Genomic DNA, 15,175 nt, shown 5'->3' on the forward strand with positions numbered 1-15,175 from the left:
CCGCCCCCAGCACGCGACCATGCCCTATTTCTACCTCAAGATGGCGCTCAAGAACGGCTTCCGCCACCGGCTGCGGGCCACGCTGACCATCACCGGCATCGTCATCGCGATTCTCGCCTTCGGCCTGCTGCGCACCATCGTCAATGCCTGGTATGCCGGCGCCGACGCGGCGTCCGAATCGCGGCTGGTAACGCGCAACTCGATCTCGCTGGTGTTCACGCTGCCAATCAGCTACAAGGAGAAAATCCGCCAGGTGGACGGCATCAAGGGGCTGTCGTGGGCAAACTGGTTCGGCGGCGTGTACATCGATGAGCGCAATTTCTTCCCGCAATTTGCCGTCGACGCCGCGAGCTACATGCCGCTCTACCCCGAATACCAGTTCGACGAGGCCGAGCACAAGGCCTTCCTGCTCGACAAGCGCGGCGCGGCCGTGGGGCGCAAACTGGCGACCCGTTATGGCTGGAAGGTCGGCGACACGGTGCCGCTCAAGGGGACGATCTTCCCCGGCACGTATCAGTTCGTGGTGCGCGCCATCTTCGACGGCAAGACCAAGAACACCGACACCAATGTGTTCTTTTTCCACTGGCAACTGCTCAATGACCGCATGGAGCAGCTCTACCCGGGCCGCGCCAACCGCATCGGCGTGTTCATCATCGGCCTGAGCGACCCGGCCGGTGCGGCGCAGGTGTCGCAGACCATCGACCGCGAGTTCCGCAACTCGCTGGCCGAAACGCTGACCGAGACCGAGAAGGCATTCCAGCTCGGCTTCGTGGCGATGACCGAGGCCATCGTGGTGGCGATCGAAATCGTCGCCTATGTGGTGATCCTCATCATCATGGCGGTGATGGCCAACACCATGGCCATGGCCGCGCGCGAACGCACCGCCGAATATGCCACGCTCAAGGCGCTGGGCTTTGCCCCCGGCGTGGTGGGCAGGCTGATCTTCATCGAGTCGATGCTGCTCGCGGCGATCGGCGGCGCCATCGGCATCGCGCTGACATTCCCGGTGGCGCGGGCTTTCGGCAGCGCGCTCGACAACCTGTTCCCGATATTCAACATCTCGCAGCAGACGATCATGCTGCAGGTGTTGTCCGCCGCGGTGGTGGGGCTTGCTGCCGCCGTCATCCCGGCGATCCGCTCGAGCCGGGTCAGGATCGTCGAAGGGCTGCGCAACATCGGCTGATCTCCCATGCGCATTCCTTTCCCCTACATCTACCGCAACCTGCTGACGCGCAAGCTCACCACGGCGCTCACGGCCGGCGGCATGGCGCTGGTGGTGTTCGTCTACGCCACGGTGCTGATGCTCGAAGCCGGCCTCAAGGAAACCCTGGTGCAGACCGGCAGCGAGGATAACGTCACGGTCATCCGCAAGTCCTCGCAAACCGAGGTGCAGAGCGCCATCGACCGCAAGCAGGCCGGCATCATCGAATCGAGCCCGCAGATCGCCTATGGCGGCGATGGCCGCAAGCTGGTGTCGAAGGAGTCGGTGGTGCTGATCACGCTGCCCAAGCGCGATTCGGACAAGCCCTCGAACGTGGTGATCCGCGGCACCTCGCTCACCGGCCTGGCGCTCAGGCCCCAGGTCAAGCTGGCCGCGGGGCGCATGTTCAAGCCCGGCAGCGCCGAGATCGTCGCCGGCCGTGCCATCGCGGAGCGCTTCAAGGGCGGCGGTATCGGCGAGACGATACGCTTCGGGCAGCGGGAGTGGCGGGTGGTCGGGGTGTTCGATGCTGGCAAGACCGGCTTCAACTCCGAAATATGGGGCGATGTCGAGCAGATGATGCAGGCCTTCCGCCGCCCGGTGTTCTCGGCGCTCACGTTCAAGCTCGCCGACAGCCAGCAGTTCGAGGCGTTCGTCAACGCCATCGAGGGCGATCCGCGCCTCACCGTCGAGGCCAAGCGCGAGACGCAGTTCTACGCCGATCAATCCGAGGTGATGGCCAAGTTCATCAAATACCTTGGGCTGGCGCTGTCGATCATCTTTTCGCTCGGCGCCATCATCGGCGCGATGATCACGATGTATGCCTCGGTCTCCAACCGCATCGGCGAGATCGGCACGTTGCGCGCCTTGGGCTTTGGCCGGTCGAGCGTGCTGGCGGCCTTCCTGATCGAAGCGCTGGCGCTGGCCGGCCTGGGCGGCGTCATCGGCATCGTCTGCGCCTCGGGCATGCAGTTGCTGACGATTTCCACGATGAACTGGCAGACCTTCTCGGAACTGGCATTCTCGTTCACGCTCACCCCCGGGATCGTGCTCAGGTCGCTGCTGTTTGCCCTGTTCATGGGGCTCGTCGGCGGCTTTCTGCCGGCGGCACGCGCCGCGCGCATGAAAATCGTCGACGCCCTGCGCGAAGCCTGATCCATCACAATTTAAAAGATTTTACTTATATTCTGAATTTCGCATTTATCTGACTGGGTTAACCCTAGCAATGCCGTCATTATTTGCGTGCGGGCAGCACGCTTATAGTCGGTAATACTTGTATTCGACCCGGAAAACGACGCAAAATAGAGTCACTACTCAAATCTTTATTGACTCCGGCAAGCGAGTGCTAAAATGGAAGACGAACAACAACAATCACTTGAAGGAGAGGAAGAAATGCCAAACGGAGCGGACATCCGCATCAGGATTCACAGCCGCGAGTCGGCCATTGCCGATTTGTGCCGCAAATACTGGCTGGTCAGCAGTCCGCCCAATTTCGAGTTCTCGGTCGAGCAGCTCGCCGACAGCTATGGCATGGACGTCAAGGCCATCCACAAGGTGGTCGGCCAGAACTGTACGGCGACCGGGGAAAGCACCCAGTGCTCGGTGTGCGGCAAGAAGATCATCTACCGCAACCGCACGACCTACAAGCAGGTGAAGACGTATCTGCTGCGCGACTGGATATGTCGCGAGTGTTACGACAAGCGCAACTGAGCGACAAGGCAAACGGCGGGATTCCCGCCGTTTGTCATTGCGTCATTCAAAAAACTGCCAATTGCTGCGGCCGGCGTGCTTGGCCCGGTACATGGCCTGATCAGCCCGCTTCAGCAGCTGCAGGGCACCGTCGCCGTGCAGCGGGAACAGGCTGATGCCGATGCTGGCGCCGACACGGATCTCGCTGCCTGCAATATGGAAAGGCTGCACCGCCGCCGTCAGCACCTTCTGGGCAATCGGTACCACGTCTTCCTTGCTGGTGATGTGCGGCACGATCAGCGTGAACTCGTCGCCGGCAAGCCGCGCCACGGTGTCACCGGTACGCACGCTGGCCGTCAGCCGGTGGGCGAACAGCTTGAGCAGCGCATCGCCGACATCGTGGCCGTTCTCGTCGTTGACCGGCTTGAAACCATCGAGGTCGACGAACAGCACGGCCACCATCTCGCGTGTGCGCATCGCCTGGGCGATGGTCTGCTCCAGGCGGTCGCCAAACAACAGCCGGTTGGGCAGCTCGGTCAGCGGGTCGTGATAAGCCTGCCACGCCATGCGCTCCTCTTCGCGCTTGCGCGTGGTGATGTCTTCGAACACCGTCGCATAATGGGTGATCTCGTCGTGGCGGTCGCGCAGGCAGATCAGCGTCATCCACTCCGGGTACACCTCGCCGTTCTTGCGGCGGTTCCAGATCTCGCCCGCCCACATGCCACGCCGGCTCACGGCGGACCAGATATGCTGATAGAACACGGCGTGATGAATGCCCGAGTTGAGGATGTCGATGTGCCGGTCGACCGCCTCGTCCGCCGTATAGCCGGTGATCTGGGTGAAGGCCGCGTTGACCGACTGGATGCGGCCGCCGGCATCGGAAATCATCACGCCATGCGGGATCACGTCCACCACGCTCGCGAGCAGGCCCTGGTGGGCAAAGCAGGCCTTGAGGTCGGAGATGTCGGTATCGGCGCCGACCCAGCAGACCTTGCCATCCCGCACCAGGCGGCGCCCGCGCGACAACACCCAGCGCCAGCCGCCACAGGCCGCACGCAAGCGGAGCTCGCTGGCAAAGCACTCGCCACGCTGCACGCAATCGACCAGGCGATTGCGCCACGGATTCGCATCGTCCGGGTGCACCATGGATTCGTAGCTGAAGCCCATGTCGCGCTCGTAGCCGAGCATGTCCCACCACAGATCGTGGCGGCGGATCGCCGACGAATGCGGGTCAAATTCCCACGGCCCGACGGCGGCGGCAGATATGCAGGCGTCGACGGCATTGGCCGGCGGTATCTCGCGCTCGATGGCGGCATCGGTCGCCACCGACACCAGCCGCATATTGTCGAGCATCGGCTTGACGGCAATCGTCAGGCCGCCGACACGGCGCGCACCGCCCGCCACCGGCAGCATCGCCACGGCCTCGACCAGCGCCGCCAGCAGCGAATTGCGTTCGGCCAGCAGCGGCAGCGATGTTGTCAGCGGCAATTCATGCTCGGCGAGCCCCATCAGGCGGCAGAACTCGTCGTCGCGCGCCATCACCCGCTGCGCATCATCGAGCAGCAGCATGCCTGATGTGCTGTCGGGAACAACGTGGCCAGTATTCTTGTAGCGTGCTGCGCGACCAAGCTGTGGCGCGGAGTACGCACGTAGCTGAGGGATCATGGCAGAACCGGGGCGGGCTTGAGGGGCAAAACAAGGGGGCTGCCATAATGTAGCCCTATTTGCCGGCACCCGCATGTCAAAAATACCTATGTGAGAATGCGACGTGATCGACATCGGCAATGCCAGCCGCACGCCCTTGCGGCTACGTCCGCCCCTGGCGCATGGTGTACAATTGCGCGGTGAAACTGCTTGCCCTCGATACCTCTACCGAATTCTTGTCCCTCGCCCTGTGGCTTGACGGACACCTCTCCACCCGGGACCTGCGGGTGGGCCAGAAACATTCCGAACAGACGCTGCCCTTGCTGCGCGAGCTGCTGGACGCCGCCGGCATCGGCTTAGCCGATCTCGACGGCATCGCCTTCGGCAACGGCCCCGGCTCCTTCACCGGCCTGCGCATCGGCTGCGGTATCGTGCAGGGCCTGGCCTTCGCACACGAGCTGCCCGTCGTCGGCGTGTCGAGCCTGCTTGCGCTGGCCGAAAGCGATGGCCACGAGCGGGTCATCAGCTGCCTCGATGCGCGCATGAACCAGGTCTATTTCGCCGCCTACCAGCGTGCGGACCAAGGCTGGCGGACCGTCGTCGAGCCAGGGCTGTACGACCCTGACGCCACCCCCACCCTGCCCGGAGACGGCTGGCACGGCACCGGCAGCGGCTTCGCGGCCTTCCCCGCACTGGCCGAGCGCTATGCGGGGCAGATGGCCAGCTGCAACGCCGCCAGCCACCCCGAGGCCGCCGCCATCGCGGTGCTTGGCGCACGTGAATTCGAGGCTGGGCGCGGCCTGCCGGCACGCGACGCAACGCTACTCTATGTGCGGGACAAGGTCGCGCTGACCGTTCACGAGCAGCCGCGCAAATGACGCTCGACTTCCGCCGCATGAGCGAGGATGACCTCGATCGCGTGATGGCGATCGAACAGGCGATCTACCCCTACCCGTGGACGCGCGGCAACTTTGCCGACTCGCTGCGCGGCGAGCAGAGCTGCTGGACTGCCTGGAACCCGGCAAACGAGATGATCGGCTACTGCATCATCATGCCGGTCGTCGACGAGGCGCACCTGCTCAACATCAGCATCGCCAAATCGAGCCAGGGCAAGGGCCTGGGCCGAAAACTGCTCGACTTCGCCATCGACACCTCGCGCGCCCACGGCGCCAGCATCATGCTGCTCGAAGTGCGTGAATCGAACCTCGTGGCACAAACGCTCTACCATTCGCTCGGCTTCAACAACAGCGGCGTGCGCAAGAACTACTATCCGGTCCACGGTGGCCGCGAACACGCCGTGCTGATGGAGCTGCCGCTATGAGCCGGCGCGACCTGCTGCTCAGGGAAATCGGCCTGAGCCCGGTGTGGCGCTTGCGCACCGGCATGACTGAAACGGCGGCAGACGCCTCGCCCGTGGCGGAATCGGCCAGCCCCGCCGTGATCGAGACCACGGCGCCGCCTTCCGTCTCCAGCCCAACGGCACCGCCTGGCCGCGCTCCGGCAGCACCTCCAGCCTGGCTCGACGACGCCCCGCCGCCCTCAGCCCCGCCACCGCAGCAGGCCGACGAGCCCGCGCCCCCGGCGGACGGCCGCACCCAGCGCATCCACACCCTCGATTGGGACCAGTTGCAGGGCGAGGTTGCCGGCTGCCAGGCATGCCCGCTGTGCAAGACCCGCCGCAACACCGTGTTCGGCGTCGGCGACGCCCGCGCCGACTGGCTCATCGTCGGCGAGGCCCCCGGTGGCGAGGAGGACAGGCAGGGAGAGCCATTCGTCGGCCCGGCCGGCAAGCTGCTCGACAATATGTTGAACGCCGTCGGCCTCAAGCGCGGCGACAATGTCTTCATCGCCAATGTGCTCAAATGCCGCCCGCCACAAAACCGGGACCCGGCGCCCCACGAGGTGCAGCAGTGCGAGCCTTTCCTGCTGCGCCAGATCGAGCTGATCCAGCCGAAAATCATCGTCGCGCTCGGCCGCTTCGCCGCGCAAAGCCTGCTCAAGAGCGATGCACGCATCGGCTCGCTGCGCGGCAAGGTCCACACCTACCATGGCGTGCCGCTGGTCATCACCTACCACCCGGCCTACCTGCTGCGTAACCAGCCGGACAAGGCCCGCGCCTGGGAGGACCTGTGCCTCGCCCGGAAGACCTACCGGGAAGCCGGCCCGCAGCAGTAAGTCTCGCCGATTGGCGCCTGGATCGCGGCTACGGCCGCGATTAGCGCCCACCGGCACGCAGCCCCACCAAGCCGGGGCGCCTGGATGGGCAAACGCCCGCTCGCAGCCACATCGCCAAAATCAACAACTTGGCGTCAAGACCACAATGGCGAGTCAACAATGGCTTGCAGCCCACCGCGCTTCTCCCCTATGCTGTCCGCATCCTGCGGATGCGCCTTTAATATCATTAAAATCTGATATTTACCTCCACCTGACGATCCAGGCATGGCGCAGACCGGCAACGAATCGTCCAAGCTCATCCACATCGCCATGAAACCATCCCAACCAGAATCCGCCGACCTCAACGCGGCGGAAATGAAACTGCTGTTCCCCTCCCCCGTCATCTATTTCGACTGGCCGGGCAGCGAGGCGCTCAACCTCGCCCTGCGCGACGTCGTGCTCGTCCGGCGCGAGACCACCAGCGGCGTGGTCAAGACCAACCGCGGCGGCTGGCAGTCCGACACCGACCTGCAGGACTGGCAGGACCCGGCCTCGCAGCAGCTGGTAGCGCGCATGCTCACGCTGGCCAGGGAGTATGTGGCACGCCAGATCGGCCGCCACGACCCGGCCTTCGAGACGGGCTGGAAGATCCGCGCCTGGGCCAACGTCAACGAGCGCGGCCATTTCAACCGCACGCACGACCACCTCGGCCGCTACTCGTTCTTTTCCGGCGTTTACTACGTCAACGTCGGCGACATCGAGTCGGGCCTGGCCGGCGGCGGGCGCACGCGCTTCGAGGACTGGACCCGCGTGGCGATCGACGTCAACCAGAACGACGACACCCTGCGTCGCGACTACCTGATGACACCGAAGAACGGCCGCATGCTGATGTTCCCGGCGAGCCTCATGCACTCGGTCGAAACCTATGACGGCAACACCCAACGCATCACCATTGCCTTCAACCTGTATCACCCGGGCTTTTCGGTGCCGCGGCTGGAGGCGCATCTACAGCAGGCTGACTGGTGGTGGACCAATTTCCGCGGCCTGATGGTGCTCAAGCGCAAGGTGCCGGAGAAACTCTACGCCCTGTCGCTGCTGCCCAAGCAGGTGCTCGCCCGCCGCGTCAGCAACCCGCTGTCGCTCAAGGCCTGGCGTGCCCATCTGTCGACGGCGCTGAGCCACGCCACAGCGCTGGCCTCCGAGCACTTCGAGGCCAGGCGCAATGCCTGACCGCGGCATGACGCGCAGCTTCTCGCTCTATCTCGATTTGCTGCGGTTGCTGGCCGCACTGGCGGTGATGGTGTCGCACTCGATCGGCTATACCTTCGGCGGCCGGCAGGTGCTCCCCATCTCGGTCGGCCACAATGCCGTCGTGGTGTTCTTCCTGCTGTCGGGTTATGTGATCGCCTATGTCGCCGATCACAAGGAGAACCACCCGCGCGAGTTTTGGATCAGCCGCCTGGCGCGCATCTACTCGGTCGCACTGCCCGCCATCCTGCTCACACCGCTGGCGGACAGCGTGGGCCTCTGGCTCAAGCCCGAGTTCTACGCCGGCGGGCTGACCACGCACGACTACCCGCTGGTGCGCGTGGCGGCCAGCATGGTGTTCGCCAACGAGCTATGGCTGGTGTCCATCATGCCGTTCTCCAACTCTCCCTATTGGTCGCTCTGCTACGAGATGAGCTACTACCTGCTGTTCGCGATCTACACCTTCGCGGCAGGCAGCCGGCGCTGGCTCTGGCTTGGCCTCGCGGCACTGGTGATCGGCCCCAAGATCCTGCTGCTCGCGCCGATCTGGGCGCTCGGCGTGCTGGTCTACCGCCGGCGCCGCTGGTACGCGATCTCCGAGCACACCGGCTGGTGGGTGTGGAGCGCGTCGCTGGCCGGCATCGCGGCCTTCCAGTACTACGACGTCTCCGCCAGCCTGTCGGACTGGACCAGCCGGCTGCTCGGCGCGCCGCTCTACACGCTGCTGCACTTCTCCAAGCATTTCCTCGCGGACTATCTGCTGGGCGCCCTGATTGCCGCGAACTTCGTCGGCTTTCGCCGCATCGCGGAGCGCTTCTCGGGCGTGTTCGAACGCATTGCCGCGCCGCTCCGCACCGCGTCGAGCTACACCTTCTCGATCTACCTGTTTCACCTGCCCATCGTTTTCCTATGCGTGATCGTGCTCGACAGGCTACCCCCCGGGCCGGTCTACTTCCTGGCCACCGTGGCCTGCACACTGCTGGTCGTCCTGCCGCTGGGCGCCGTCACCGAGCAGCAGAAGGACAGGCTCAAGCGCTGGCTCACACGCAGGTTGCCGGCGCTCGGGCCATTCGCCAGGCACGAGCGCCTGGTCAAGCAGTCAGGCGCGCAATGACGGCCGGCAGCTCGGCGGGTGCGTGGCACAGGGCATCGGCAGGGGCGAGTTCCGTCGCATCGCCATAGCCCCAGGTTACGCCGATGCACCCCACGCAGGCCTTGCGGGCCGCCATGATGTCGTTGTCGCGGTCGCCGATCATCAGCGATGCCGCCGGCAACAGGCCATGCTGCTGCAAGATCAGCCCGATCAGCTCGCCCTTGTCCTCATAGCAGCCGTCGAGCTCGCTGCCGTATACCGCCTCGAAATGCCGCGCCAGCTCGAAGTACTCGACAATGCGCCGCGCGAAGCCGACCGGCTTCGCGGTACACACGAACAGCCGGTGCCCGGCATCGACAAGCCCATCGAGCAGCGCCGGGATGCCATCGTAGACGCGGTTCTCGCACCAGCCCACCGCGCTGAAACGTTCCCGGTACAGCCGCAGCGCATGCTCGACCATGGCAGGGTCCTCGCTGCCGATCAGCGCCGGCAAGGTCTTGCGCAATGGCGGGCCGATATACGACATGAGCGCCTCCTGTGGCGGCACCGCCACGTCGAAATGCGCGACGGCGTGCTGCAGGCTGCGCGTAATCCCGTCGAACGGGTCGGTCAGCGTGCCGTCCAGATCAAACAACAGGTTCAATTTCACCCTCCGGTTGGTGGCGCCGACCATGGGCAAACCCCTATTGGTGCGGCGCACATAGTTTTTGCCAGCGGTCACAATCCCAAGTAAAATGCTCGGCTATTACATCGGTACAGCATCATCTCCCGCCAATAATTCTTGACCAAATCACTCAAGAATTATATACTCCACTGCAATTATCACCATATCGTGCCGCGAGGATAGTCCATGCGTCTCACCACCAAAGGCCGCTTTGCAGTGACCGCCATGCTCGACCTGGCGCTGAGACAAGGCAATGGACCGGTGACTCTGGCCGGTATCGCCGAACGCCAGAAGATATCCTTGTCCTACCTCGAACAGCTGTTTGGCAAGCTGCGCCGCCGCAGCCTCGTCGACAGCGTGCGCGGCCCTGGCGGCGGCTACTGCCTGGCCAAGGATGCAGCCGAAATTTCGGTAGCGTCTATCATTCAGGCAGTGGATGAACCGATCGACGCCACGCAATGCGGCGGCAAGGAAAACTGCCTGGAGGAGCATCGCTGCATGACGCACGACCTCTGGGCCAATTTGAATCAGACCATCTTTGAGTACCTCGCCTCCGTTTCGCTGGCGCAATTGGTGGAAGGCCAGCGACCCAAGGAACAGGGACACGAAGTGAGCGTCCTGCAGGACAAGCGTGTGGCGCATGCCAAGGCAGCGACCAGCGCAACCTTGTAATAGCCGTGACGAGCAAGCCATTGGAGAGCATCGAATGACCAAACTACCGATCTACCTCGATTACTCGGCCACCACACCGGTCGATCCGCGGGTCGCGCAGAAAATGATCCCCTATCTGACAGAAGCCTTCGGCAACCCGGCATCGCGCTCTCATGCATACGGCTGGGATGCGGAAAAGGCCGTCGAAGAGGCGCGCGAGCAGGTAGCAGCGCTGGTCAATTGCGACCCGAAGGAAATTGTCTGGACCTCGGGCGCCACCGAATCGAACAACCTCGCGATCAAGGGCGCAGCCCACTTCTACCAGACCAAGGGCAAGCACCTGATCACCATGAAGACCGAGCACAAGGCCGTGCTCGACACCATGCGTGAGCTCGAACGCGAAGGCTTCGAAGTCACCTACCTGTCGCCGAAGGACAACGGCCTGCTGGATCTCGACGTACTGAAGGCGGCGATCCGCCCCGATACCATCCTGATCTCCGTGATGTCGGTCAACAACGAGATCGGCGTGATTCAGCCTATCGCCGAGATCGGCGAAATCTGCCGCGAAAAAGGCATCATCTTCCACGTCGATTCGGCACAGGCCACCGGCAAGATCGAGATCGACCTCACCAAGCTCAAGGTCGACCTGATGAGCTTCTCCGCACACAAGACTTACGGCCCCAAGGGTATCGGCGCACTGTATGTCCGCCGCAAGCCGCGCGTGCGCATCGAGGCGCAGATGCATGGCGGCGGCCACGAGCGCGGTATGCGCTCCGGCACGCTGGCCACGCACCAGATCGTCGGCATGGGCGAGGCCTTCCGCATCGCGCGTGAAGAAATGGCCACCGAGAACGAGCGCGTGCGTATGCTGCGCGACCGCCTGTGGCGCGGCCTGCAGGACATCGAAGAAGTCTACCTGAATGGCGACATGGAGCAGCGCGTACCGCACAACCTCAATGTCAGCTTCAACTTCGTCGAAGGCGAATCGTTGATCATGGCGATCAAGGATCTCGCGGTATCGAGCGGCTCGGCCTGTACCTCGGCTTCGCTCGAGCCCTCCTACGTGCTGCGCGCGCTGGGCCGCAACGACGAGCTGGCGCACAGCTCCATCCGTTTCACGATCGGCCGCTTCAGCACCGAAGAAGACGTCGATTTCGCAGTCAAGCTGCTGCACCAGAAGATCGGCAAGCTGCGCGAAATGTCACCCTTGTGGGAAATGTTCAAGGATGGCGTCGATCTGAGCACCGTGCAGTGGGCCGCACACTGATTTTGTAGGCCGGACGGCTGTCCGGTTGCGCCGGGGCGGTTCCCGGCGATATGGTTAGGAGTAGCAAAATGTCTTACAGCGATAAGGTCATCGACCACTACGAAAACCCGCGCAACGTCGGCACCTTCGAAAAGGGTGACGAATCGATCGGCACCGGCATGGTCGGCGCACCGGCCTGTGGTGATGTGATGAAACTGCAGATCAAGGTCGGCACGGACGGCACCATTGAAGATGCCAAGTTCAAGACCTACGGCTGTGGTTCGGCGATTGCATCGAGCTCGCTGGTGACCGAGTGGGTCAAGGGCAAGACGCTCGACGAAGCGCTGTCGATCAAGAACACGCAGATCGCGGAAGAACTCGCGCTGCCGCCGGTGAAGATCCACTGCTCGATCCTTGCCGAGGACGCGATCAAGGCCGCTGTGGCCGATTACAAGTCCAAGCACAACGCCTGACCGGAAAAGGAAGCGCAGCATGGCGATCTCTCTATCTGAACGCGCGGCGAAACACGTTACCAATTTCCTGCAGAAACGTGGCAAAGGCATCGGCATCCGTCTGGGTGTGCGCACCTCGGGCTGCTCGGGCATGGCGTACAAGCTCGAATTCGTCGATGAAGTGCTGGATGGCGATCTGCAGTTCGACAGCCATGGCCTCAAGGTCATCACCGATGCCAAGAGCCTGGCCTATCTCGACGGCACCGAGCTCGACTTCGTGCGTGAAGGCCTGAACGAAGGCTTCAAGTTCAATAACCCGAACGTGAAGAACGAGTGCGGTTGCGGCGAGAGCTTCAACGTCTGAGTGGGCGCGTGCCGCAATCCGGCCACCCCATGCTAGCGAGATGGCCGCAGGCTCCTGCTTGCGGCTTTTTTGTGCCAGCGCAGCGGATCATTCCATGAGCATCGACTTCAGCAAGACCCATTTCCAGCTGTTCGACCTGCCGCAAAGCTATGCGCTCGATGTCGATCAGCTCGAGCGCGCCTATCGACGCATCCAGTCGGAGGTCCACCCCGATCGCTTTGCCCATCTGGGCGACGCGGAAAAGCGCCTGTCGCTGCAATGGGCCACCCAGGCCAACGCCGCCTACCAGACGCTGAAGAAGCCACTGGCGCGTGCCCGCTATCTGCTGCTGCTGAATGGCGTCGATACGCAGGAAGAAACCAATACTGCCATGCCGGCCGACTTCCTGATGGCACAGATGGAGTGGCGCGAAGCCATTGCCGATGCGCGCCATGGCAAGGATGTCGACGCGCTGGAGCAATTGTCCGGCCGCCTGCGGGACGAGACGCACACGCTGCAGGCCACGCTGGGCAAGCAGCTCGACCAGGATGGCGACTTTGCCGGCGCCGCGCTCGGCGTGAGAAAATTGAAATTTCTGGAAAAGCTCGACGAGGAAATCGGCGACGCACTGGAAATACTGCTGTGAACGACGCGATGAAATTCATCACCCTGAACGTCGGCAATATGCTGATCTTCCACGGCTACGACGCCGACAACCGCGAAATCGTCGAACCGGTGACAGGCCAGACTCCGACACCCAAGCTCGTCGCCATCGATCGCATCCAGTCGGTCACCGAGAAATATGTGCTCGTCAACGGCCCGCAAGGCCGCCAGCTGTATTGGGAATACAGCGACGGCTTTGAGCAGGTCAAGCGCAAACTGGCCCAGGCGGGCCTGTTGATCGAATAACACAGCCGGACCCAACATGGCGCTACTACAAATCTCCGAACCCGGGCTCTCCACCGCCCCGCACCAGCACAGGCTGGCCATCGGTATCGACCTCGGCACCACCAACTCGCTCGTCGCGACGGTGCGCTCGGGCTCGGCTGCCGTGCTCAACGATGAACAGGGGCGCCCACTGCTGCCCTCGGTCGTGCACTATCGCCGCGACGGCGCCGTCGATGTCGGGTACCCCGCGCAACTGCGCCAGACGGAAGATCCGCACAACACCATCGTGTCGGTCAAACGCTTCATGGGCCGTGGCCTCAAGGACATCAACGGCAACGAGAACCTGCCCTACCACTTCGTCGACGCGCCAGGCATGGTGCAGCTCAAGACCGTGTCCGGGGTCAAGAGCCCGGTCGAAGTGTCGGCCGAGATCCTGAAACGGCTCAAGGAGCGTGCGGAAATCTCTCTCGGCGGCGAGCTGGCCGGTGCCGTCATCACGGTCCCCGCGTATTTCGATGATGCGCAGCGCCAGGCCACCAAGGATGCCGCCACGCTGGCCGGCCTGAACGTGCTGCGCCTGCTGAACGAACCCACTGCCGCCGCCGTGGCCTACGGCCTCGACAACGGTGCGGAAGGCATCTATGTCGTCTACGACCTGGGCGGCGGCACCTTCGATGTCTCCATCCTGAAGCTGACCCGTGGCGTCTTCGAAGTGCTCGCCACCAGTGGCGATTCGGCGCTGGGCGGCGACGATTTCGACCACCGCGTGTACTGCTGGATTCTCGAACAGACCGGCGTCACCCTGCCCTCGCCGCGCGACACCCGCCTGCTGCTGAGCCGCGCACGAGCCGCCAAGGAAGCGCTGACCGATCACGGCGTTGCCGACATCACGGCCGTCCTGTCCGACGGCCGAGTCATCAACTTGACGCTGACCAGCGAAATCTTCACTGACATCAGCAAGACCCTCGTCAACAAGACGCTGGTGCCGATCCGCAAGGCATTGCGCGACGCCAAGCTGACGGTGGACGACATCCAGGGCGTGGTGATGGTGGGCGGCGCCACGCGCATGCCGCAGATCCGCCGTGCCGCGGCCGAGTTCTTCGGCCGCCAGCCGCTCACCAACCTCGATCCTGACAAGGTCGTGGCGCTGGGTGCAGCGGTGCAGGCCAATGTGCTGGCCGGCAACAAGACCGACGACGACTGGCTGCTGCTCGATGTGATCCCGCTGTCGCTGGGGCTCGAAACCATGGGCGGTCTGGTCGAAAAGATCGTACCGCGCAATTCGACCATCCCGATCGCACGCGCCCAGGAATTTACCACCTTCAAGGATGGCCAGACCGCGATGGCGATCCATGTGCTGCAGGGCGAGCGTGAACTCGTCAGCGATTGCCGCTCGCTGGCACGCTTCGAGCTGCGCGGCATCCCGCCGATGGTTGCCGGCGCGGCCCGCATCCGCGTGACCTTCCAGGTCGATGCCGACGGCCTGCTCTCGGTGTCGGCGCAGGAGCAAAGTACCGGCGTCGAGGCCAGCATCACGGTCAAGCCATCCTACGGCCTCAGCGATGACGACGTTGCACGCATGCTGCAAGATTCGATGCAGTACGCCGGCGAAGACCTGACGGCACGCAATCTGCGCGAGGCGCAGGTCGAGGCGCAGGCACTGGTCGACGCCACCGAGGCCGCACTGACGAGCGATGCAGGCCTGCTATCGACAGACGAAATCCAGGCAATTCGCGGCGTGCTCGATACACTCACCGCCGCACTGAACGGCGGCGACGCAGCCACGGTACGCCAGCTGACTGACGCGCTCAATCGCGAAACCGAGCCATTCGCGGCACGCCGCATGGATGCCCGCATCCACAAGGCGCTCGCTGGCAAGAAATTGAGCGCACTCGAGTAACA

At 63.7% G+C, this 15,175-nt stretch carries 17 protein-coding genes; 15 read left to right on the plus strand and 2 right to left on the minus strand.

Annotated elements, in window-relative coordinates; genetic code table 11:
* Positions 1-19: 19 nt before the first annotated feature.
* The 3 genes from ABWL39_RS04285 (at position 20) to ABWL39_RS04295 (ending at position 2,911) form a co-directional block, all read left to right on the plus strand.
* Positions 20-1,183 (plus strand): ABC transporter permease, encoded by a 1,164-nt coding sequence (locus tag ABWL39_RS04285; RefSeq protein ID WP_367787430.1) that lies wholly within the window; start codon positions 20-22, stop codon positions 1,181-1,183.
* A 6-nt stretch (positions 1,184-1,189) separates the two neighbouring features.
* Positions 1,190-2,356, plus strand: coding sequence for an ABC transporter permease (locus tag ABWL39_RS04290; protein WP_367787431.1), 1,167 nt, complete (start codon positions 1,190-1,192; stop codon positions 2,354-2,356).
* A gap of 237 nt (positions 2,357-2,593) precedes the next feature.
* Positions 2,594-2,911 carry a hypothetical protein gene (locus tag ABWL39_RS04295; protein WP_367787433.1) on the plus strand — a complete coding sequence of 106 codons (318 nt, stop codon included), beginning with the start codon at positions 2,594-2,596 and terminating at the stop codon, positions 2,909-2,911.
* Between the two features lie 42 nt (positions 2,912-2,953).
* Here the strand turns inward: ABWL39_RS04295 and ABWL39_RS04300 are convergent, their stop codons facing one another.
* A complete protein-coding gene (locus ABWL39_RS04300; RefSeq protein ID WP_367787435.1) occupies positions 2,954-4,555 on the minus strand; it encodes a diguanylate cyclase in 1,602 nt (533 codons plus the stop codon).
* Between the two features lie 119 nt (positions 4,556-4,674).
* Between ABWL39_RS04300 and tsaB the strand changes: the two genes are divergently transcribed.
* From tsaB to ABWL39_RS04325, 5 genes are all read left to right on the plus strand, one after another.
* Complete coding sequence (gene tsaB, locus ABWL39_RS04305) at positions 4,675-5,412, plus strand: tRNA (adenosine(37)-N6)-threonylcarbamoyltransferase complex dimerization subunit type 1 TsaB (protein ID WP_367787436.1); 738 nt, start codon at positions 4,675-4,677, stop codon at positions 5,410-5,412.
* Entirely contained in the window at positions 5,409-5,855 is a 447-nt protein-coding gene (rimI, locus tag ABWL39_RS04310) for a ribosomal protein S18-alanine N-acetyltransferase (protein ID WP_367787438.1), read from the plus strand. The genes tsaB and rimI overlap by 4 nt, the downstream gene beginning before the upstream one ends.
* Positions 5,852-6,709 (plus strand): uracil-DNA glycosylase family protein, encoded by an 858-nt coding sequence (locus ABWL39_RS04315; RefSeq protein ID WP_367787439.1) that lies wholly within the window; start codon positions 5,852-5,854, stop codon positions 6,707-6,709. The genes rimI and ABWL39_RS04315 overlap by 4 nt, the downstream gene beginning before the upstream one ends.
* A 264-nt stretch (positions 6,710-6,973) precedes the next feature.
* Positions 6,974-7,918 (plus strand): TIGR02466 family protein, encoded by a 945-nt coding sequence (locus tag ABWL39_RS04320; protein WP_367787440.1) that lies wholly within the window; start codon positions 6,974-6,976, stop codon positions 7,916-7,918.
* A complete protein-coding gene (locus ABWL39_RS04325) occupies positions 7,911-9,050 on the plus strand; it encodes an acyltransferase family protein (RefSeq protein ID WP_367787442.1) in 1,140 nt (379 codons plus the stop codon). Before ABWL39_RS04320 ends, ABWL39_RS04325 begins: the two co-directional genes overlap by 8 nt.
* Here the strand turns inward: ABWL39_RS04325 and ABWL39_RS04330 are convergent.
* Positions 9,028-9,672: an HAD hydrolase-like protein gene (locus ABWL39_RS04330; protein ID WP_367787444.1), complete on the minus strand. Its 645-nt coding sequence runs from the start codon at positions 9,670-9,672 to the stop codon at positions 9,028-9,030. The two genes, ABWL39_RS04325 and ABWL39_RS04330, sit on opposite strands and share 23 nt — an antisense overlap.
* A gap of 207 nt (positions 9,673-9,879) precedes the next feature.
* Here ABWL39_RS04330 and iscR point away from each other — a divergent pair, with 207 nt between their 5' ends.
* The 7 genes from iscR to hscA all read left to right on the plus strand — a co-directional run bounded on the left by iscR (position 9,880) and on the right by hscA (position 15,173).
* Positions 9,880-10,365, plus strand: coding sequence for a Fe-S cluster assembly transcriptional regulator IscR (iscR, locus tag ABWL39_RS04335; protein WP_367787445.1), 486 nt, complete (start codon positions 9,880-9,882; stop codon positions 10,363-10,365).
* 34 nt (positions 10,366-10,399) lie between these two features.
* Positions 10,400-11,611, plus strand: coding sequence for an IscS subfamily cysteine desulfurase (locus ABWL39_RS04340; RefSeq protein ID WP_367787446.1), 1,212 nt, complete (start codon positions 10,400-10,402; stop codon positions 11,609-11,611).
* Between the two features lie 68 nt (positions 11,612-11,679).
* Positions 11,680-12,063: a Fe-S cluster assembly scaffold IscU gene (gene iscU / locus ABWL39_RS04345; protein ID WP_367787448.1), complete on the plus strand. Its 384-nt coding sequence runs from the start codon at positions 11,680-11,682 to the stop codon at positions 12,061-12,063.
* Positions 12,064-12,082: 19 nt separating this feature from the next.
* Complete coding sequence (gene iscA / locus ABWL39_RS04350) at positions 12,083-12,406, plus strand: iron-sulfur cluster assembly protein IscA (RefSeq protein ID WP_367787449.1); 324 nt, start codon at positions 12,083-12,085, stop codon at positions 12,404-12,406.
* A 94-nt stretch (positions 12,407-12,500) separates the two neighbouring features.
* Positions 12,501-13,031, plus strand: coding sequence for a Fe-S protein assembly co-chaperone HscB (gene hscB, locus ABWL39_RS04355; RefSeq protein ID WP_367787450.1), 531 nt, complete (start codon positions 12,501-12,503; stop codon positions 13,029-13,031).
* Positions 13,032-13,039: 8 nt separating this feature from the next.
* Positions 13,040-13,294, plus strand: coding sequence for a hypothetical protein (locus tag ABWL39_RS04360; RefSeq protein ID WP_367787452.1), 255 nt, complete (start codon positions 13,040-13,042; stop codon positions 13,292-13,294).
* Between the two features lie 16 nt (positions 13,295-13,310).
* The gene (gene hscA / locus ABWL39_RS04365; RefSeq protein ID WP_367787454.1) at positions 13,311-15,173 is read left to right on the plus strand and encodes a Fe-S protein assembly chaperone HscA; all 1,863 of its coding nucleotides are present in this window, start codon (positions 13,311-13,313) and stop codon (positions 15,171-15,173) included.
* Positions 15,174-15,175: the final 2 nt, after the last annotated feature.

This window comes from Chitinivorax sp. PXF-14 (genome assembly GCF_040812015.1).
In the GTDB taxonomy this organism is placed as follows: Bacteria; Pseudomonadota; Gammaproteobacteria; order Burkholderiales; family SCOH01; genus JBFNXJ01.